General features: G+C 63.8%; 19 protein-coding genes. 10 read left to right on the top strand and 9 right to left on the bottom strand.

The genetic code is table 11. From position 1 onward, the window contains the following. Positions 1–2 precede the first annotated feature (2 nt). On the top strand, positions 3–797 hold the full coding sequence (locus MHX63_RS00275) for an SDR family oxidoreductase (protein ID WP_239386617.1): 795 nt from the start codon (positions 3–5) through the stop codon (positions 795–797). Here the strand turns inward: MHX63_RS00275 and MHX63_RS00270 are convergent. From MHX63_RS00270 to MHX63_RS00260, 3 genes are all read right to left on the bottom strand, one after another. Beyond that, positions 772–2,049: an amidase family protein gene (locus MHX63_RS00270; protein ID WP_239386615.1), complete on the bottom strand. Its 1,278-nt coding sequence runs from the start codon at positions 2,047–2,049 to the stop codon at positions 772–774. The genes MHX63_RS00275 and MHX63_RS00270 overlap by 26 nt on opposite strands. Continuing rightward, positions 2,036–3,715, bottom strand: coding sequence for an FAD-binding dehydrogenase (locus MHX63_RS00265; protein ID WP_239386613.1), 1,680 nt, complete (start codon positions 3,713–3,715; stop codon positions 2,036–2,038). Before MHX63_RS00265 ends, MHX63_RS00270 begins: the two co-directional genes overlap by 14 nt. A gap of 83 nt (positions 3,716–3,798) precedes the next feature. Further along, complete coding sequence (locus MHX63_RS00260) at positions 3,799–5,031, bottom strand: class I SAM-dependent methyltransferase (protein ID WP_239386611.1); 1,233 nt, start codon at positions 5,029–5,031, stop codon at positions 3,799–3,801. A 180-nt stretch (positions 5,032–5,211) separates the two neighbouring features. Here MHX63_RS00260 and MHX63_RS00255 point away from each other — a divergent pair, with 180 nt between their 5' ends. Beyond that, positions 5,212–6,627 (top strand): NAD(P)/FAD-dependent oxidoreductase, encoded by a 1,416-nt coding sequence (locus MHX63_RS00255; RefSeq protein WP_239386609.1) that lies wholly within the window; start codon positions 5,212–5,214, stop codon positions 6,625–6,627. Here the strand turns inward: MHX63_RS00255 and MHX63_RS00250 are convergent. Further along, complete coding sequence (locus MHX63_RS00250) at positions 6,624–7,103, bottom strand: PaaI family thioesterase (RefSeq protein WP_239386607.1); 480 nt, start codon at positions 7,101–7,103, stop codon at positions 6,624–6,626. The two genes, MHX63_RS00255 and MHX63_RS00250, sit on opposite strands and share 4 nt — an antisense overlap. Positions 7,104–7,147: 44 nt before the next feature. Here MHX63_RS00250 and gndA point away from each other — a divergent pair, with 44 nt between their 5' ends. Genes gndA through MHX63_RS00220 form a run of 6 tightly spaced genes read left to right on the top strand, consistent with a single transcriptional unit; the run spans position 7,148 to position 13,532 of the window. Next, positions 7,148–8,593, top strand: coding sequence for an NADP-dependent phosphogluconate dehydrogenase (gene gndA, locus MHX63_RS00245; protein ID WP_239386605.1), 1,446 nt, complete (start codon positions 7,148–7,150; stop codon positions 8,591–8,593). Continuing rightward, on the top strand, positions 8,594–9,736 hold the full coding sequence (locus MHX63_RS00240; RefSeq protein ID WP_239386603.1) for a DEAD/DEAH box helicase: 1,143 nt from the start codon (positions 8,594–8,596) through the stop codon (positions 9,734–9,736). Positions 9,737–9,758: 22 nt separating this feature from the next. Further along, positions 9,759–11,129: a hemolysin family protein gene (locus MHX63_RS00235; RefSeq protein WP_239386601.1), complete on the top strand. Its 1,371-nt coding sequence runs from the start codon at positions 9,759–9,761 to the stop codon at positions 11,127–11,129. Beyond that, the gene (locus MHX63_RS00230; protein ID WP_239386599.1) at positions 11,129–12,172 is read left to right on the top strand and encodes a hemolysin family protein; all 1,044 of its coding nucleotides are present in this window, start codon (positions 11,129–11,131) and stop codon (positions 12,170–12,172) included. The genes MHX63_RS00235 and MHX63_RS00230 overlap by 1 nt, the downstream gene beginning before the upstream one ends. Further along, positions 12,165–13,004: a 3-methyladenine DNA glycosylase gene (locus tag MHX63_RS00225; protein WP_239386597.1), complete on the top strand. Its 840-nt coding sequence runs from the start codon at positions 12,165–12,167 to the stop codon at positions 13,002–13,004. The genes MHX63_RS00230 and MHX63_RS00225 overlap by 8 nt, the downstream gene beginning before the upstream one ends. Positions 13,005–13,028: 24 nt before the next feature. Beyond that, entirely contained in the window at positions 13,029–13,532 is a 504-nt protein-coding gene (locus tag MHX63_RS00220; RefSeq protein ID WP_239386595.1) for a hypothetical protein, read from the top strand. Here MHX63_RS00220 and MHX63_RS00215 read toward each other — a convergent pair. The 5 genes from MHX63_RS00215 to secA2 all read right to left on the bottom strand — a co-directional run bounded on the left by MHX63_RS00215 (position 13,529) and on the right by secA2 (position 18,311). Then, complete coding sequence (locus MHX63_RS00215; protein WP_005294601.1) at positions 13,529–14,041, bottom strand: MerR family transcriptional regulator; 513 nt, start codon at positions 14,039–14,041, stop codon at positions 13,529–13,531. The genes MHX63_RS00220 and MHX63_RS00215 overlap by 4 nt on opposite strands. Positions 14,042–14,165: 124 nt before the next feature. After that, a complete protein-coding gene (locus MHX63_RS00210; protein WP_239386594.1) occupies positions 14,166–14,753 on the bottom strand; it encodes a hypothetical protein in 588 nt (195 codons plus the stop codon). Further along, positions 14,746–15,483 (bottom strand): MerR family transcriptional regulator, encoded by a 738-nt coding sequence (locus MHX63_RS00205; RefSeq protein ID WP_034987506.1) that lies wholly within the window; start codon positions 15,481–15,483, stop codon positions 14,746–14,748. Before MHX63_RS00205 ends, MHX63_RS00210 begins: the two co-directional genes overlap by 8 nt. A gap of 6 nt (positions 15,484–15,489) precedes the next feature. Beyond that, positions 15,490–15,924: an oxoglutarate dehydrogenase inhibitor Odhl gene (gene odhI / locus MHX63_RS00200; RefSeq protein WP_034987504.1), complete on the bottom strand. Its 435-nt coding sequence runs from the start codon at positions 15,922–15,924 to the stop codon at positions 15,490–15,492. A gap of 71 nt (positions 15,925–15,995) precedes the next feature. Beyond that, positions 15,996–18,311: an accessory Sec system translocase SecA2 gene (gene secA2, locus MHX63_RS00195; RefSeq protein WP_239386593.1), complete on the bottom strand. Its 2,316-nt coding sequence runs from the start codon at positions 18,309–18,311 to the stop codon at positions 15,996–15,998. Positions 18,312–18,383: 72 nt separating this feature from the next. On the opposite strand from secA2, the gene MHX63_RS00190 reads away from it, so the two are divergent. Further along, complete coding sequence (locus MHX63_RS00190; RefSeq protein ID WP_239386592.1) at positions 18,384–19,133, top strand: S9 family peptidase; 750 nt, start codon at positions 18,384–18,386, stop codon at positions 19,131–19,133. 5 nt (positions 19,134–19,138) lie between these two features. Then, complete coding sequence (gene rraA, locus MHX63_RS00185; RefSeq protein ID WP_011273490.1) at positions 19,139–19,642, top strand: ribonuclease E activity regulator RraA; 504 nt, start codon at positions 19,139–19,141, stop codon at positions 19,640–19,642. Positions 19,643–19,671 lie beyond the last annotated feature (29 nt).

The following is a 19,671-nucleotide window of genomic DNA, read 5'->3' as shown; positions in this document are numbered from 1 at the left end:
CCATGAGCACTTTGGATCTCTCCCAAGAAACCGTCCTCATCACCGGCGCCAGCTCGGGTCTCGGCAAGGAATTCGCCACCCAACTGGCAGCCAAGGGCGCAAACCTCGTTCTGGTCGCACGCCGCCAGGATCGGCTGAACAAGATTGCGACGGAGATTAAGAGGCGTCATAAAGTAAAGGTCGAGGTAATAGCCAAAGACCTATCCGAGCACGGCGTGGCGGGCGAGATCTCGTGGGAACTTTCGACGCGCGGGATCACGGTGACCTCGCTGATCAACAACGCGGGCTTCGCCAACTACGAATCCTTCAGCGACATCCCAACCGACCGCCTCCGCGCGGAGATCGCAGTGAACGTGCACGCGCTGGTGGAGCTGACCCACATGTTCCTGCCACGGTTCGAGGATCGCGGGAATGGCTTCATCCTGAATGTGGCGTCTATCGCGGGGTTCCAGCCCTCCCCTGGCATGGTCGTTTACGGCGCCACGAAGTCGTTTGTGCTGTCGTTCACGGAGGGGCTGTACGCCGAGCGCAAGGGCTCCGGCGTGCGGATTATGGCGTTGTGTCCAGGGCCGACGGAGACCGAATTCTTCCGCGTAGCCGGCAGCGACCGGGCCGACGGCGGCCTAAAACGCATGAGCAGCCGCGACGTTGTAGCTGCCGGCATCGAAGCACTGCTGCGCAAGTCCCCGCCGCCGTCCGTGGTCGCGGGCACGTTCAACAAGGTGCTGATGAGCGTGTCGCAGCGCATGCCACGGCGCGCCATGACGGAGATTATGGCGCGGGTGATGAAGCGCTAGCTAACTCCAGCAATAGCCGCTCATCGCGGGCGACTAGCTGCACGCCGACAGGCAGGCCATCACTCCCCTTACCTGCAGGAATGCTTATCGCGGGGTGTCCGGAAACATTCCACAAGGCAGTGTAAGCGACCGACGGCAAGCTAGCGATCTGCGCAGCCAGCATGCCCTTGCCCGACAGCACACCGGCGCGAGCCGGGCGGGAAGCGACGGTTGGGGTCAGCAGCACGTCGATGTCGTCGAATACCCGATCCAACTGTTCCCCCAGCCGATCTGAAAACTCTTCGGCCCAGCGCAGCACCGGACCTTGCGCCCACACTCCTGCCGCGCGAGTGACCTTGTGGCGCCTTTCGATGCGGCCGGGATATTCCAGCTGTGCGATCTCCTTGCGAATCCCCGCGAAGAACTGCGTGACGAACGCCGCCGTCGGATCCTTATGCTGCAGTGTGCAGTCGCGCACCTCGTGGCCCATTCCGCGCAACCGGTCAGCCATCGCGCGCACAGCACGGACGTGGTCTCGGTGCGGTGGGGCTAGCGGCGTTGAGGGTTGCAGGCTCACACCGATTCTTAGTGACGCCCCCTCGGTTTCGGTAGCGACGGAGTCAGATAGGGCGTCAAAAAGAAGGGCACAGTCGCGTGCAGAACGAGCGATAGGGCCGGCGGTGCCGAGACGGCACCACAGATCCTCCCCCGGCAGTGTGCCGCGGGCGGGCTTAAGACCGTAAAGGCCACAGTGCGCGGAGGGAATGCGGATGGACCCGCCGCCGTCACCGCCGACGGCGAAAGGCACCCAACCTGCGGCAATGGCGACTGCAGAGCCTCCGGAGGAACCGCCCGGGGTAAAACGCGGATTGTGCGGGTTGCGGGTGATCCCGCGGGCCACGGACTCGGTGAACGGGAATGCGCCAAACGCAGGCATGGTAGTTTTGCCTAGAATGATCGCCCCGGCTTTGCGCAAGCGGCGAACGATTTCGTCGTCGGCGGTAGCGGGCGTGGGGTTCGCGTTCGTGCCGAAGGTGGTGGGTACTCCGCGGACCGCGACTTCCTCCTTGATGAGCACCGGCACGCCGTGCAGTGGGCCGGGGTCGGTGCTGGAATCTAGGTCGGCGGCGGCTGCCAGCGCTTCATCGTCCAGGAGTACCGAGATGGCATTGAAGTGCCGGTCCTGGGCGCGGATGCGGCGCAGGGTCTTCTCAATGAGCGGTACAGCGCCGTCTTCCAGCGCCTCAGCGCGCCATTCACTAGAGCTGAGCAATGGTAGCCTTCAGATTCTCGCCGACCCGCTTGCCGGAGTGGATGCAACCACCGAGGAAGGTGCCCTCGAGAGCGTTCTTGCCGTGCATGCCGCCACCGCCGAAGCCGGCGACCTCGCCGGCGGCGTAGAGGCCGGGCAGGACCGAGCCGTCGGTACGCAGACAGCGGCCGGAAAGGTCGGTTTCGATGCCACCGAGCGTCTTGCGGGTCAGCACGTGCAGCTTGACGGCGATCAGCGGCCCTTTCGACTCATCGAGCAGGCGGTGCGGGGCGGCGCAGCGGACGATCTTGTCGCCCAGGTATCCGCGGGCGGTGCGGATGTAATTGATCTGCGCGTCTTTGCTGAAGTTGTTGTCCACCTGCGAGTCGCGATCCTCGATAATGCGGCGCAGGTCGTGGACGTCGATGGCGGGGGCATCATCGTCGGCGATGGCGTTCATACCCTCGACCAGGGAGCCCAGGTCGTCGGCGACCACCCAGTCCTCGCCGTGATCCATGAATGCCTTTACAGCCGGGTGGGTGCCAGGGCCGACCTTGGAGAGCAGGTTCTTGACCTTCTTGATGGTCAGATCCGGGTTCTGCTCGGAGCCGGAGAAGATGAACTCCTTGTCGGCGATCGTCTTGTTCAGGATGAACCAGGAGTAGCTGTGGCCCGTGGTACCGAGGTGCTTCATGGTGGAGATCGTGTCGCCACCTGGGATGATGTTGCTGGGGAAGCGCTTGCCGGTCGCGTCGATCCACAGCGAGGACGGGCCCGGGATGATGCGGATGCCGTGGCCAGGCCAGATGGAATTCCAGTTCTTCATGCCCTCGGTGTAGGCCCACATGCGATCCGTGTTCACCAGGTTCGCACCAGCGGTTTCGGAGATCGTGATCATGCGGCCGTCCACGTGAGCGGGCACGCCGGTGACCATGTCGTTCGGCACCGGACCCCACTGGTCGGTCGGCCACGCGCGGCGCACCAGGTCGAGGTTGCCGCCGATGCCGCCGGAGGTCACTACAACGGCACGCGCGCGCAGCTCGAACTCCCCTACGGTCTTTCTAGATGACGCCACGCCGCGGTCCAGATCGCTCGGTTCCAGCACGCTGCCGCGCACGCCGACGACGGCGTCATTTTCTAAGATTAGCTCGTCGACCTGGTGCCGGAAGCGGAACTCGACCTTGCCCTCTGCCTCGGCGGCCTCAATGGGCTCGCGGAAGACGCGCACGACCTCGGGACCGGTGCCCCAGGTCAGGTGGAAGCGGGGCACGGAGTTGCCGTGGCCGCTGGCGTCTCCGGAACCGCGCTCGGCCCAGCCGACAGTGGGCAGCACGTTGAGGCCGAGCGCCTTGAGGTAGTCGCGCTTCTCAGTGGCTGCGAAACGAACGTACTCGCGACCCCAGCGGCGCGGCCAGTAATCGTTCTGGGAGTCGTCGAACTGCGCGGAGTTCTCCCAGTCGCGCCAAGCGAGCTCCTCGGAATCCTTGACTCCCATCAGCTTCTGCTCGGGGCTTCCCACATAGAACAGGCCACCGAGCGACCAGAAGGCCTGTCCGCCCAGGTTGTTGCGATTTTCTTGGTCCAGGATAAGGACCTTCAGCCCCGACTTCTGCGCCTCATAGGCGGCGACGAGGCCGGCTAGACCGGCGCCAACGATGATGACATCGGGGTTAGTGGGAGTGGTCACAGAAGAGTTCCTCTCGGGGTTATGTGCGAATAGTTATTATTACGCTAAAACTATCCGGCGAGCCCCGCGAGGAAATCGCAAAACTACTTAGGGGCGAGGACGAATTGGACGCACCCGATGTCCTCAGCGGCGGCCAGAGCCTCGTGGAGGGCCAGCTGGTAATCCCAGAGGTGGCGGAACACCGGGTCAAAGCCGGCGGCCGCGGCCTGGCGCTCGCGGGAGAGGAAGTTCGCACGCCACAGAGGTAACGTCGCACGCAGGTGGGCGCTGAGGTTGTTCTCCGCGACGACGGTGAGCTGGGTATGCTCGGCTGTGGCCTCGCGAACCTGTTGGACGGTGGGATACTCCAGGGCGGGCCAGACGTAGGCACGCATGACATCCAGGGACTCGCGAGAGGTCTCCCGCATCTCGTCGGTGGCGATGATCGACTGGATGACAGCCAGTCCGTCGTCGGAGAGCATGCGGTCGACGGCCTTGAGGTAGTGGCTCAACCCGCCAAGTCCTAAAGTCTCCATGCGTTCGACGGAGAAGATGGCCTCGTAGCGGCCGGACCACTGGCGTGGGGAGGGCACCGGCCCGGCAATGACCTCCACGTTTACCGCTCCCCCAACCCCGGCGGTGTGGACGCGGGCACGCACAGCGTCCGCGTGGTCTTCGTCGCTGGTCAGGACGTCTACGCGAGCGCCGCGCTTGGCAGCCTGAACGGCCAGCTGGCCACCGGAAGAGGGCATCTCCAGCACGCGGTCGCCGGGGTCGACCTCGGCCTCGTCGAGCATGGTGGTGATGCGGCGGCGCTGCGCGTCGTCCAGGTCGAGACGTTCCACGGGATCCGGCTCACCAAACCAGGTGAAATCAATACCTTCCTCGTGCGCACTCGTGCGGGAAGCACTGTTGAATTGAGCGGCACCAGTGGCGCGGGTGGCACCGGCGTAGAGCTCTACGAGAGCCTCTGGCAGCTCCCCCGGGACAGGGCCGCGGCGCTTCGTAGTCCGGCGAGCAAAAAACTCCCCGAACTTCCCCTCGAAGGGTTGATCCATCAAGGCTCCGAGGACCTCCGGGAGGGGTTCGGCGGACCACTCCCCGGCCATGTATCCCTCTGCCAGACCCAACCAGCCCTCAGCGACCACCCGATCGATCACCTGGCCATCCCGAACGACCATGTGCGGCACCGTGCCGGCGTCCAAAGCAATTCCGTGAGAAGAAAGTAGCGCTTCCATGCGCGTGGTGACGGCCTCGGCCCGGCGGCCCATAAAACGAGAGTGCGGGGCGGCAACCAGGCGCGGCCAGCGTTCCTCGTCGATGTATGGAGACGTCATCTTGCCTTCCTTTTGCGCTTCAACTCCCCCCGAAGTTACTAGGAAAACAACTTTTGCCTTCCGAGGCGCAACCGAAAGCGCCCAATTTTCTCGAAAACCGGGGGCTCTCGGTATGAAGGACACGCCTTAACCAATTAAGATGGTGCCGGATTACAACCATCATTGAGGAGAAGCAACTAGATGACCAGCACATCAAACCGCCACCACGTCGTAATCATCGGCGCGGGCTTCGGTGGACTGTTTGCGGCGAAGAAGTTTAAGAACGAAAACGTCCAGGTCACGATCGTCGACCGGACGAACCACCACCTGTTCCAGCCGCTGCTTTACCAGGTTGCGACCGGCATCCTCTCCGAGGGCGAAATCGCTCCGTCCATTCGCCAGATCCTGGCGGACCAGGACAACGTCCGCGTGGTCAAGGGCGAGGTCCGCAACGTAGACATTAACGAGCAGACCGTCACCGCCGACCTGGGCGGCACCGATGCCGTACTGAACTACGACTCGCTGATCCTGGCGGCCGGCGCCGGCCAGTCCTACTTCGGCAACGAGCAGTTCGCCGAGTTCGCGCCGGGCATGAAGTCCGTCGATGACGCGCTGGAGATCCGTGCCCGCGTGACCGGCGCCTTCGAGCGCGCCGAGATCACCACCGACCCGGAGGCCCGCAAACGCCTGCTGACCTTCGTGGTCGTCGGCGCCGGCCCAACCGGCGTGGAGCTGGCCGGCCAGCTGGCAGAAATGTCCCACCGCACCCTGCGCGACGAGTTCCGCGAGATCAACACCGAGGACACCCGCATCCTGCTGATCGACGGTGGCCCGCAGGTGCTGGCGCCGTTCGGCAAACGCCTGGGTCGCAAGGCTGCCCGACGCCTGGAGGATCTGGGCGTGGAAATCATCCTCAACTCCCTGGTCACCGACGTATCCAAGGAGGGCGTGCGCTACAAGGACATGAAGACCGAGGAGGAGCACTTTGTGCCCTCCTACGCCAAGATCTGGTCCGCTGGTGTCGCCGCTTCTCCGCTGGGCAAGCACGTGGCCGAGCAGGCTGGCATCGAGGTCGACCGTGCGGGTCGCGTGCCGGTTAACGACGACCTGACCCTGGGCGAGCACCGCAACATCTTCATCGTCGGTGACATGATGAGCAAGGACCGTCTGCCGGGCGTGGCCCAGGTGGCGATGCAGGGCGGCCAGTACGCGGCAAGCACCATCCTGGATGAGGTCAACAACGGCACCTCCCCCGAGGGGCGCGTTCCGTTTAGCTACTTCGACAAGGGCTCCATGGCGATCGTTTCCCGCTTCAACGCGGTCGTGAAGATGAACAAGGCCGAGGTCTCCGGCTTCTTCGGCTGGGTCATGTGGCTGGTGCTGCACCTGCTGTACATGGTCGGCTTCCGCAACCGTGCAGTCGCAGCTTTCAGCTGGGGCCTGAACTCCGTGTCCCGCCGCCGCTGGCAGCTGGTGGCAACCCGCCAGCAGCTGCACGCGCGCAACGCGATCCGCAAGCTGCGCGACCTGGAGGACAAGGAAGGCATCCGCTCCATCGAGGTGCGCGACAACCTGCGCTTCGGCGAGGGCCGCGACACCCGCGCAGTCTCCGACTAGGCCTTCGGCATATCCGGCACTACCTGCGTCTTGAGGAAGGTCAAGGCGCAGGTCTTGCCGGTTTTTTCGTTCTTGTGCTCAATGCGGAACAGGTGCGTGGTGCGCCCAACATGCTCTGCCTGGACGGTGGAGACGATGACGTCGCCCTTGACGGACGGGCGCAGGAAGTGCGTCTGGTTAGAAGTACCCACGACTGCCGGGCCGGCGCCCGCGGCGACGAAGCTGGCCATCGAACCGGCGGTCTCCCCCAGGCTGGCGTACACGCCGCCGTTGGTCACACCCCAGGGCTGCAGGTGGTCCTCGGTGATTTCGAGGGCCAGCTGCATCTTGTCCGGGCCGACGGCGCGGTACTGCACGCCAAGAGTGCGGTCGAGGGTGGGGTGTTTGGCCAGCAGTTCGTTGAGGGTGGCGATCTCCTGCTCGGTGAGATCACGCTCGGTGGCGACACGAATTAGTTCAATGAAAATATTGGACATGTGCCTAAGACTAACCAAGACATCGCCCTGTAAGATGTAAAACCATGACTACTGCTGAAGGAACCGCCCAGATTGGTGTTGTTGGACTGGCCGTGATGGGCTCCAACATCGCCCGGAACTTTGCCAATAACGGTCACACCGTGGCCGTCTACAACCGCACCACTGCGAAGACCGACAAGTTCATGGAGGACTTCGGCGAGACCGGCAACTTCGTTCCCGCGGAAACAATCGCCGATTTCGTTAAGTCGCTGGAGCGGCCCCGTCGCGCCCTCATCATGGTACAGGCAGGTGCTGGTACTGACGCCGTTATTTCCCAGCTCGCCGAGGAAATGGACGAAGGCGACATCATCATTGATGGTGGTAATGCTCTGTACACCGACACGATCCGCCACGAGGCCGAGATGTCCGAGCGCGGCCTGAACTTTGTCGGCGCCGGCATTTCCGGCGGTGAGGAAGGCGCGCTGAACGGCCCGGCGATCATGCCCGGTGGCCCGGCGGCTTCCTGGGAGGCCCTGGGGCCGCTGCTGGAGTCCGTGGCCGCGAAGGTCGACGGCACCCCGTGCGTGACGCACATCGGCCCCGACGGCGCGGGCCACTTTGTGAAGATGGTGCACAACGGCATCGAGTATGCCGACATGCAGGTCATCGGCGAGGCCTACCAGCTGCTGCGCTACGGCGCGGGCATGGAGCCGGCGGAGATCGCGGAAGTGTTCAAGGCCTGGAACGAGGGTGACCTAGATTCCTACCTGATCGAGATCACTGCCGAGGTGCTTTCGCAGACCGATGAGAAGACCGGCAAGCCGCTGATCGACGTGATCGTGGACTCCGCGGGGCAGAAAGGCACCGGCCGCTGGACTGTGAAGGCGGCCCTGGACCTGGGCATCCCGACCACCGGTATTGGTGAGGCCGTGTTCGCCCGTGCGCTGTCCGGCGCCCGCGAGCAGCGCGACGCTACCATCGGCAACCTGCCCAGCGGCGAGCTGTCCACCCTGGACGTGCCGAAGGAGGAGTTCATCGAGGACGTCCGCCGCGCGCTGTACGCCTCCAAGCTGGTGGCATACGCGCAGGGCTTCGACGAGATCAAGGCCGGCTCCGAGGAGCACAAGTGGGGCGTGGACCCCCGCGACTTGGCCACCATCTGGCGTGGCGGCTGCATCATTCGTGCGAAGTTCCTGAACCGCATCCGCGAGGCCTACGACGCGAACGCGGAGCTGCCCTCCCTGCTGCTGGACCCGTATTTCAAGGGCGAGTTGGGCGGCCTGATCGACTCTTGGCGCCGCGTGGTTATCCTGGCTACCCAGCTGGGCCAGCCGGTTCCGGTGTTCGCATCTTCCCTGTCCTACTACGACTCGCTGCGCGCCGAGCGTCTGCCGGCGGCCCTGATTCAGGGCCAGCGCGACTACTTCGGCGCCCACACCTACCGCCGTACCGACCGCGAGGGCTCTTTCCACACCCTCTGGTCCGGGGATCGCAGTGAGGTCGAAGCGTAATTGTCCCGATCAGAGTTCGGAAAGCTCGGGCTAGATGATTGCATCACCAAGGAGCTTTCCGCCGAGGGAATAACCAAGCCCTTCCCCATCCAGGCGGCCGCCATCCCCGCGGCCGTCGAGGGGCGGGATGTTCTCGGCCGTGGACCGACAGGTTCCGGCAAAACATTCACGTTCGGGCTGCCGATGATTCAGCTGCTGAGGCGGGGGGCGTCCAAACCAAAAAGGCCGCGTGGTGTGGTGCTGGTACCGACCAGAGAGCTGGCGACGCAGGTGCGCTCGCGGCTGGATCCGATTGCGAACGCGGCCGGTCAGCGGCTGCTTGAGGTCGTCGGCGGGGTGAAGATTCAGCGGAACATTACGGCGCTGGCCAGGCCGGTAGACATTCTGGTGGCCACGCCGGGGCGCGCCCTGGATTTGCTGGGTCAAGGCATGCTGGACTTTTCCGACGTGAAGGTCGTAGCCATCGACGAAGCCGACCAGATGGCCGACATGGGCTTCTTGCCACAGGTGACCAAACTGCTGGACCGCATGCCGAAGCAGGCGCAGCATCTGCTGTTTTCCGCCACCCTGGACGGCGACGTGCAGGTGCTGGTGGATAAGTACATGCGCGACCCCGTGACGCACTCCACCGGCGAGGCCACCGCCAGCGTAGACACGATGCGCCACCTGCTGGGCGTGGTGGAAAGCCGCGAGGAGCGCAACGAGCTGGTCGTGGCCATTGGAAAGCTGCGGAAGCGCACTGTAATGTTTATGCGCACAAAATACGCTGTGGACCGGCAGGTCAAGAAGCTGGTGCGAGCGGGAGTCCCCGCCGTGGGGATCCACGGAAACAAGGGACAGAACACCCGCCAAGCGGCGTTGGACGGCTTTACCCAAGGCAAGAACACCGTACTGGTGGCCACCGATATTGCCGCCCGCGGGATCGACGTGAAGGACGTGGAACTGGTCGTGCACATCGACCCGCCCGCAGAGCACAAGGCGTATGTCCACCGAGCCGGGCGCACCGCCCGCGCCGGGGCCAGCGGCACGGTGGTGACGCTTTCCTTCGCAGACCAGCAAGCTGATACCGAGAAAATGATGGCCAAGGCCGGGGTACACCCAACCGTGCTGCCGGGTGCCAAATTGGTCGCCGAGCTGAAATAGATTTAGGAGTCGGAATACTCAAGTGGACATAGTTCTTTCCCTAGTTGGGCTAGTCCTGTTTGTGCTGCTTACAGGCGCAACTGGCCTGTTCGTGGCCGTGGAATTCGCGATGACGGGCCTGGAACGCTCTACCATCGACGAGCACGCCCGCACCAAGGGCGACGGCACGGCGAAGCTGCTGCAAAAGGCGCACGGGGAGCTCTCCTTCCTGCTCTCTGGCGCCCAGCTGGGCATTACGATCACCACCCTGGCGACGGGATATCTGGCAGAGCCGATCCTGGCGAAGTTCTTCGACCCGGTGCTGGAGTGGATGGGGTTAAGCGAGGCCGCCGCCATGCCCATCGCGCTGGTTCTGTCGCTGATTGTGGCGACGGTGCTGTCGATGGTGTTCGGCGAACTGGTGCCGAAGAACCTGGCGATCACCCACCCCATCGAAGTGGCGCGAACCGCTATCCGACCGGCATGGACGTTCAACGTGGCGCTGAAATGGTTCATCAACGGGATGAACGCTACTGCGAACGCGGTTGTGCGGAAGCTGGGCATTGAGCCGGCGGACGAGTTGGCGTCCGCAAGATCGGCCGAAGAGCTCTCGGCGCTGGTTAGGAACTCGACAGGCAACGGTGGGTTCACCGAGTCTAAAGCGCGGATTCTGGATCTGTCGCTGCGGTTTAGTGACGCCTCAGCGGAGGATGTAATGACACCCCGGTCGACCGTCGAATCTCTAACTGTCGATGAGACCGCGCTGGATCTGATCGAGCTGGCGCTGGAGACCGGACACTCGCGCTTTCCCGTGACCCGCGGGGATCTGGACGAGACTGTCGGAGTGGTGCACGTGAAGGATGCGCTGACTATCCCCCACGACTCGCGCCCCACCACCACCTTGAACAAGCTGATGAAGAACGTCCCCTCCGTGCCAGATTCCTTGAGCGGCGATGACGTGCTGAACCAGGTGCGAGCCGCGGGCTCGCAGCTGGTGATGGTCGTGGACGAGTACGGCGGCACCGCCGGCATCGTGACGATCGAGGACGTGGTCGAGGAGATCCTCGGCGAGGTGTGGGACGAGCACGACGATGTGGAAGAGGACAAGGAAGTCCGCAAGACGGGCACCCACTGGGAGGTTTCCGGCCTGGTGCGCACTGACGAGCTGCCAGATGCCGTGGGCTACACCGCGCCAGAGGGCGACTACGATACGCTCGGCGGTCTAATCATGGCCACGCTGGGGCGCATCCCCGCAGAGGGTGATGAGGTTCTGCTGCCCGCCGGTGATAATGAGATGATGGAGAGCTTCGAAACGGGCATGTCCGGACGCTGGCGGGCCATCGTCAAGGAGATGGATAACCGGCGCGTGGACAAGGTGCTGCTGCAGCCGCTGACTAAGGAGGAGGCAAACTAATGGGTGACATTTGGGCCATAGTTTTCGCCGTCTTCCTGTTGGCACTCAACGGCTACTTTGTGGCGGTGGAGTTCGCACTGATTTCCTCGCGCAGGGATCGCCTGGACTCCATGATCGCCGCGGGCAACAAGCGAGCCAAGCGGGTGCTTTACGCCAGTGAGCACCTGTCAATCATGCTGGCGGGCGCGCAGTTCGGCATCACGATCGCCTCGCTGCTGCTGGGTAAGGTCGGCGAGCCCGCGATCGCGCACCTCATCGAGGCGCCGTTTGAGGCGCTGGGGCTACCGCCGGAGCTGCTGCACCCAGTGAGCTTTGCGATTGCCCTGCTGGTCGTGACAATGCTGCACATCATCCTGGGTGAGATGGTGCCGAAGAACATCGCCCTGGCCGGCCCGGAGACTGTGGCGACGTTCGTGGTGCCGCTGCACCTTTTGTTCGTGAAGGTCACAAACCCGATCATGCAGCTGCTGAACTGGATCGCCCGCCATACGCTCAAGCTGGTGGGCGTGGAGCAGAAGGACGAACTGGATTCCACCGTCTCCCCCGCCGAGCTGGCCAGCATGATCCAGGATTCCCGCTCCGAAGGGCTGATCGCCCCGGAGGAGGCCAACCGTCTGGACAAGGCTTTGAGCTCATCGCGGCGCACGCTGGACGAGGTGCTGATCCCCGCGGCCGACGTGCACTGCATCCGACAGGATGGCCCGCGGATGAAGGTCGCGGCCGTAGAGAAGGCGGTGCAGGAGACGGGCTACTCCCGCTTCCCCGTTACCGATGCCAAGGGCAAGTGGATCGGCTACGTCCACGTCAAGGACGTGCTGGACAACCTGGTGGAGCCCGACGGCCAGTTGGATACCACGGACATCCGACCGCTTCTGGAAGTCGAGACTGGCTCCAGCTTCGACGTAGCAATGCGCAACATGCGGCGCACCTCCAGCCACATCGCCGCGGTAGTGGATGCAAATGGGCAGATTATCGGCATGATCACGCTGGAGGACATCATCGAAGAGCTCGTCGGTACGGTCCGCGACTGGACCCATGACTGAGGTACTGCACGACTGGCGCGATAGACAAGCCGCCCACCGGGAGCGCGTGCAGCGCCTCACCGAGGGGCACCGCCGGCGCCGCGCGGAGGGTGAAAGGCACCCAGTGTGGGATTTCATGTTCACCTACTACCCCACTTCTCCTGGGAAGTTGAGCCACTGGCATCCGGGCGTCAATAAGGGTGTGGTGTGGGATGACGACGGCGACCTGCCGCACTACAAGGACCACTATGTGCGCCGTGGCGACGTGTGGTCCCTCGATGCGGAACGGTTTATGGCCGCGCGAGGCAAGACGGTGCGCTATATCGCGCGGTTGTTGGAGGCGACGTATCGGCACCCGCCCGTGCTCGGCTGCTTCGGACTGCACGAGTGGGCGATGGTCTACAAAGATGCGCCCCGCCACCCCGAGCCTTTGCGGCTGGGTGCGGCCGGTACCGACGAGGTGGTGGAAGCGTCGCAGTTGAAGTGCACGCACTTTGACGCTTATCGCTTTTTTACGGACGCCGCAGCGCCCCGCAACGCCCACACCCCAACACGCGACTCGCAGTCCCAGCTCGAGCAGCCGGGCTGCCTGCACGCCACTATGGATCTATACAAGTGGGCCACGAAGCTGGGGCCGCTGATCCCCGGCGAGTTGTGGCTGGACTGCTTCGAGCTGGCGTGCGACGTGCGTCGGCTGGACATGGAGGCTTCGCCCTATGATCTGCGCGAGTGGGGTTTCGAGCCCGTGCGGATCGAGACCCCGGCGGGGCGGGCGGAGTACGTGGCTCGGCAAAAGGGGCTGATGGAACGCGGACAGGAGCTGCGCAAGCGGCTGCTGGCCTACACTGGATAGAAACTACTGGGAGGAAGAAGAATCGTGGCACGTCACGCAAGCGGAAAGCAGAACTATCGGGTTGCCGGATGGGTCTGGGCAGCGCTCGCGGCCGTTGTCGTGGTGGCGCTCCTGGTGGCCGGGTGGGTTGCACTGGCGCGGAATAACCAGGACGACTTGGCCGCGCCGGAATGCCCGCAGGGGGACTTCGTGGTGCAGGTGTGGGCTGCAGATGAGGCAGAGTTGAAGGATGCGGTGCAGGAGTTCAACGATGCGGGCGAGGTGGAGCTGGACCACTGCCTGAGGGCGGAGGTTGTGCGTAAGCCGGACGCGGAGGCGATTAAGGCTTACAAGGCGTGGGGTGAGGGTGGCCAGCCGGGCGCGGAGCTGTGGAAGCCAGCGGATAGACAGCTGGCTGATGAGGCGCTGGCGGTCTCCAAGGTGGAGACCGCAGAAGAGAATGGTGGAGTGTTGGCCCCGCAGCTGCGGGACAGTCCCCTGCCGGAGCTGAACCAGCGGGCGCGGGGAGCTTTTCTGAGGCAGCTCTAGGCCATACGGCGACGGCGGCGCTCGGCCAGCTCGTCGATGGCGGCGTCCTGCACGACCTTCTCGGAGGGGAAGGCGGTGATGGTGCCGGTGAGTTCCTTCATCAGACCCGGGACAGCGATGCCGAATACACCCTGCCCACCGTTGAGGAGGTCAATGACCTCCTCGGAGGAGCGGCACTCGTAGACGGTGTGGCCGTCGGAGACGAGGGTGATGCCGGCGAGGTCATCGACGCCCAGGTTCTCCAGCTTTTCCACGGCCTTGCGGATGTTCTGCAGGGAGATGCCGGTATCCAGCAGGCCCTTCACGATCTTCAGCACCAGGATGTCGCGGAAGGAGTACAGGCGCTGGGAGCCGGAGCCGGCGGCGTTACGGATGCTGGGCTGAACCAGCTTGGTGCGGGCCCAGTAGTCCAGCTGACGGTAGGTGATGCCGGCGACTTGGCAGGCGATCGGTACGCGGTAGCCGACCTCGTCGTCGGGGCCGTGGACGTCGAATAGGGCATCCTGCATGAAACACTCCTGGTGTAATTTCAATTCTCTTCTAAAGATTAGACCGGTTTGCGGCACAGTCAACCGCTAGCCGAACATTACTTTAACACGAGTCACAAAAATCACACGTGTAACAACAGGCGTGTCATTCCTTGAGCCAGTCGTCGAGGTCACTCGACAGCCCGAGGCCCTCCCACATTTGTTGGAAGTCAGAATCCGCGTTGTCGCTGGCAGTGAAGCCCATGTCCTCCGGGTTCCAGTCCAGCAGGAAGTCCACCTGGTCGCCGTCCTCGTCTACCTGCTTGAGCTTCGCCTCGAGCTCGTCGACCCAGGCGGGGTTTACGCGAATGAGTGCGCTTTCCACTCCGGGTTCCACGCGCACGTCGAAGATCACGCCTGCGTGCCACAAGGGTTCCAGGATGGAGGGGCGAATGTCGATGAAACGCTCGGACTCCCCTTCCTCCAGCACCAAACCGGCGGTCATCTGGCCGCGAGAGTTGGTGACGATGCGGGCAAACCACGGGTCGCGCGCGTCATCGTGCTTCAGGATGTTCGCCAGTACCTCGGCATCCGTGGGCCGCCCGCCTAGATCCAGCGTTGGCTCTACCCAGATCGGCAGGATGTGGGTGCGCTGGGGCGTCATAAAAATAAGGCAATCGGGCACGGGCGCGCCGCACCCGAGCGAGCTACCGACAGCGCGGCCGAGGAAGACGACTTCGGTGCCTTTAGCCAAGGTTGCCCTTCACCAGCGCGGTGTTGAGGGAAATGATCAGCGCGGACATTTCGCGGGCGGTCTCGGCGGAGCGCTGCTGGGCGTTCTCGTCCCGGCCGTGAGCCAGCGGGTCGGCGATGCGGGAAACCATGTCGAACTGGCGGTTCGCGATGGTCAGCAGAGCCTTCAGGTGGCGGTTGTCCAGGCCGTGGTCGGTCAGGTTCTGCGCGATCTGCACGATCTCCACATCATCGACCGAGAAGAAACCGGCCGGGTCGGCGGAAATCAGCCCCATGCGGATAAGGGATCCGGTGAAGGAATCCTGCACGTTGGCGCGCGCCGTAACGTCCGCGCGAGTCAAGCGGCGGGACTGCGTGGCCCGCATCTGCTCCGGGGAAATCGCACCGGGGGCGGACTTGCGGGCGGCGGTCACGGGGGTGACCTTGCCGGAATCCATGGCCTCCAGGCGTTCGCGGATAACCTTCAGCGGCAGATAATTATCCCGCTGGAGGGTCAAGATGTAGCGCAGCCTGGAAATATCCTCCGGGGAAAAACGCCGGTAGCCGCTCTGGGAACGGCGCGGACTAACCAAGCCTTCGGATTCCAGGAAGCGGATCTTCGAGACGGTGACGTCCGGGAAATCCGGCTTCAGCTGCTTCAGCACATCGCCAATAGACGAGGTGGGCAGAACCTTTCCGGCTGGTGAGGAGGCAGGTGCAGGAGCGCTAGCGTGGCTTCTCTGTGCGCTCACTTTTCCTTAGGCTTCCTTCGAACCGTTCAGGAACACCAGGCGGAACTTGCCGATCTGGATCTCGTCGCCGTTGGACAGAACGGAGGAGTTCTTCGGCTCGCGGTTGACGTAGGTGCCGTTCAGGGATCCGACGTCCACAACCTCGTACTGGTCGCCATTGCGGCGGAACTCAGCGTGGCGGCGGGAAACGGTGACGTCATCCAGGAAGATGTCGCTGTCCGGGTGGCGGCCAGCGGCGGTCGTGTCCTGGTCCAGCAGGAAGCGGGATCCGGCGTTCGGGCCGCGCTTCACAACCAGCAGCGCGGAGCCCTCGGGAAGACCCTCGACACCGGCGGGAGAGGCATCGTGCTGAGAGCCAGATTCCATCTCCTTCAGAAGGTCTGCGCGAAAGACTGACGTGGTCTCGACAGATGCCTCAGGCACTCCGGTGTTATCGCTCATGGCTTTCAAGTCCTCTCATTCGAACTAATCGGTTCGGCTTTAACAATACGTCTAACAATACCCTAAAGCAGCTAGCGGAACATCTGAACGATAGACCCCATCACAGATCCCCCGGAGGAGGACAGTGGGTTGTCGTTCACCATGTAAGTCCACGTAGCGCTAGGCTTGTGTAGGCCCATCTCGCCCAGCTGGGCGCCCTCGGAAGTGATCTCTACCTCGTCAAACGTCTCGCGAGCCTTGTTGACGGCACGCTCTGCCAGCTCGCCGAAGGCGGCGATGGACATTCGGTGGAACTCGTCGATGGGCGATTCGCGGGCAATGGCGCGCAAGTGGATAGACTCACGCACATCATCCAGGTAGGCCAGGTGCTCCGACCATTCGTTATCCAGGTGGAAAAGCATGATCTCGCGGGCGGCCTGCTCCAGCACTTCCTCGCTAATCCCCTGCTTCTTCAGCTCCGCGGCGCGGTCAACGTTGTGATAGCTCAGGTCGTCCCAAGCCGCGGCGGTATCCAGCAGGGTGTCGCGGCGATCGTTGACGATGTCGCGCTGGTCCTTGATCATCTTGTTGTACTTCCAGGTAGTCGCGTGAATGTCCAACATCTGGCCCTCGGTCACGCGCTGGCAGTGGTCCACGAACTGCTGAACCTTCTTCTGCGGCAGCAAGCCGTCCTCCTCTGGCTGGGCCTGCAGCTCCTCCCCTGCGCCGCCCACGGCAACCACATCGTCTTCCAGGGAAACGAAGAACAGGGAGCTGCCTGGGTCGCCCTGACGGCCCGCGCGGCCGCGCAGCTGGTTATCCAAGCGCTGGGAACGGAAGCGGCCCACGCCTACGACGTGCAAGCCACCGGTCTCTACAACCTCGTCGTGCTCGGCCTCGTCGGTGCCGCCGAGCTTGATGTCCGTACCGCGGCCGGCCATCTGCGTGGAGACGGTCACGCGGCCCGGGCGGCCGGCCTCGGCGACGACGGCCGCCTCGGCCTCGTGGTTCTTCGCGTTCAGCACGGAGCATTCCACGCCCGCGGAGAGCAAGGCCTCGGCCAGCTCCTCGGATTCCGCGACGTCCTGGGTGCCCACCAGCTGTGGCTGCCCGGTCTTCTGCACCTCGACGATGTGTTTGACCACCGCGTCGTTGCGCTCGGCGGCGGAGACGTACACCCGGTCGGCTTCGTCGAAGCGGATGTTCGGCACGTTCGGTTCAATGACGGAAACCTGCAGGTTGTAGAACTGACGTAGCTGGTCGCCGGCTGCCAGGGCCGTACCCGTCATGCCGCAGACTTCTGGGTACATGCCGACGAGCGCCTGGATGGTGATCTGGTCGAGGATGCGGCCGCCGTCGGTGACGTCCAGCCCCTCCTTGGCCTCCACCGCGGCCTGCAGGCCGTCGGGCCAACGCTGCAGCTCGGCCACACGGCCACGGGAGCCGTCGATCAGAGCAACCTTGCCGTCGCGCACGATGTAGTGAACGTCGCGGATCAGCAGGTGCTCGGCGTGCAGGGCTACGTTCACCTGCACTAGTAGCTCGCCCTCGTCCTCGTAAAGGGACTCCACGCCCAGTTCCTTCTCCACGAAGGCCGCGCCCTCGTCAGTGAGGAAGACGTTGCGGTGGTCCTCGGAGACATGGAAGTGCTTGTCTTCCTCCATACGCTTGACCAGGTCGGTAATGCGGCCGGCGGGCGCGGGGCCGGGCTCGGAACCGGCGAGCACCAGCGGCACCAGGGCTTCGTCGACCATCACCGAGTCGGCCTCATCGATCACGGCCACGTCCGCCGGGGTGCGCACCTGGTCGGCACGGCGGGTGATCAGCTGGTCGCGCAGGACGTCGAAACCGAGCTCGTTGATGGCTCCGAAGATGACGTCGCGGGAGTAGATGTCGCGGCGCTGGTCCGCGGTGAGGTCCTCGTGGATCGCGCCGTGGGTTAGCCCGAAGAAGTCGAACAACGGGCCCATCCAGTCGTTATCGCGCCCGGCCAGGTAGCTGTTGACCGTGATGACGTGCACGCGCTTGCCCTGCAGTGCGAAGCCCACGGCGGCCATCGCGCCGGCTAGGGTCTTACCCTCACCGGTGGCCATCTCCACCACGTCGCCGTGCAGCAAGCGGTAGGTGCCCTGCATCTGCACGTCGAAAGGCTCCATGTTCAGGGTCCGGCTTGCCGCTTCGCGCAGGATTGCCAGCAGCGCGGGGGCGTCGTCTACCTGCCCACCGAAGTGGTGGCCATCCTCGCTAGTGGATTGTTCGGTCACCACGTCCGAGGCGGCGTCACGAAGCTCCGCATCGCTTAGCCCCGAGTAGCGCGACGAGTCGGCCTGAGCGACCACGGCCCGGCTTTTCTTCTGATTCTTCTTCGGGGAAGATCCCATTGCCTTCCAGAACCAGTCAAATGCCATGAATGTGCCCTTCGAGTTTGAGGTGTAAGAATATGTAGACCACGTTAATCGACTTGAGGCGAGAGGCGATCCATGACCCGCACGATACGCTCCGTTCACGTGACCATTCCCACAGAAAGTGGCTGGCAGTTGGCGGGAACGGTGGATATGCCGCGGGATGTGGAATTAGAGGATGCGCCCCGGCGGGCGGTCGTCGCGCACTGCTTCACTTGTACGCGCGGGGCGATTGGGGTGACGCGCATTTCGAAGGCTTTGGCGCGGGCGGGCTATGCGAGCTTGCGGTTCGATTTCGCTGGACTGGGCGACTCGGGAGGCGAATTCGAGGAAACCACGCTGGGGACGAATGTTTCCGACGTGCGCGCTGCCGCCGAGTGGTTCGGCGGGGCGGAGCTGCTGGTGGGGCACTCGCTGGGAGGAACCGCGGTGCAGCGGGCGGCGGCGGAGGTCGCTTCGGTGGAGAGCATTGTGACCGTCGGCACGCCCTTCGAACTGCAGGAAACCGCGAAGCGCGCGCCGGAGATTATGCAGATGTTCGAGCGCCAGCGGGAGCTTTCTTTGGGCCAGGCGCTGTTGGATGAGCTCGCCGCGGCCGATTCGGCCGATACTGTGGCTGCTGTTTCTTCTAGTGACGCCACGTCTCTGGTGCTGCACTCCCCCGATGACCTGGTGGTTCCCGTGGCGGAGGCGCATGCGATGCGGACGGCTCTGCCTCGCGCGGACTGGGTAAGCCTGGAGGGGATGGATCACCTGCTTCTGCAGAGGGGATCCGGCCAGCGTGTAGGCGAAATGATCGCGGCGTGGGAGGCCTTGCGCCTAGAGTAGGTGGCATGGCTGAAGAGAAACTGACTTTTATTCCAACCGCCGACTTGGTGGACATCATTGGCAGCGACGTGCGCAGCTGTGACACGCAGTTCCGCGACCTGGGCGGCGTGGTTGAATTCTGCGGGAAGATCACCACGGTGAAGTGCTTCCAGGACAATGCGCTACTGAAGAGCGTGCTGCAGGAGGACAACCCCGGTGGTGTGCTGGTGATCGACGGTGATGCGTCGATGCACACTGCACTGGTGGGCGACATTATTGCGGGGCTGGGCAAGGACCACGGCTGGGCTGGCGTGGTGATTAACGGGCCGATCCGTGATTCCAAGGTGATTGGCCAGATGGAGTTCGGCTGCAAGGCGCTGGGCACCAACCCGCGCAAGTCCACGAAGACCGGCGAGGGCGAGCGCGACGTGACGGTGAGCTTCGGCGGCGTGGACTTTATCCCCGGCGAGTACATTTACTGCGATTCGGACGGCATCATCGTTTCCGACGAGATTGTGCAGCCGGTCTAAGCAGGGGATTTCCTAACGGCGATGGGAGT

The organism is Corynebacterium sp. ACRQK (genome assembly GCF_022345965.1).
Lineage (GTDB): Bacteria > Actinomycetota > Actinomycetes > Mycobacteriales > Mycobacteriaceae > Corynebacterium.
The sequence above is the reverse complement of the archived record's forward strand: the minus strand, read 5'-3'. Positions and strand labels throughout refer to the sequence as shown.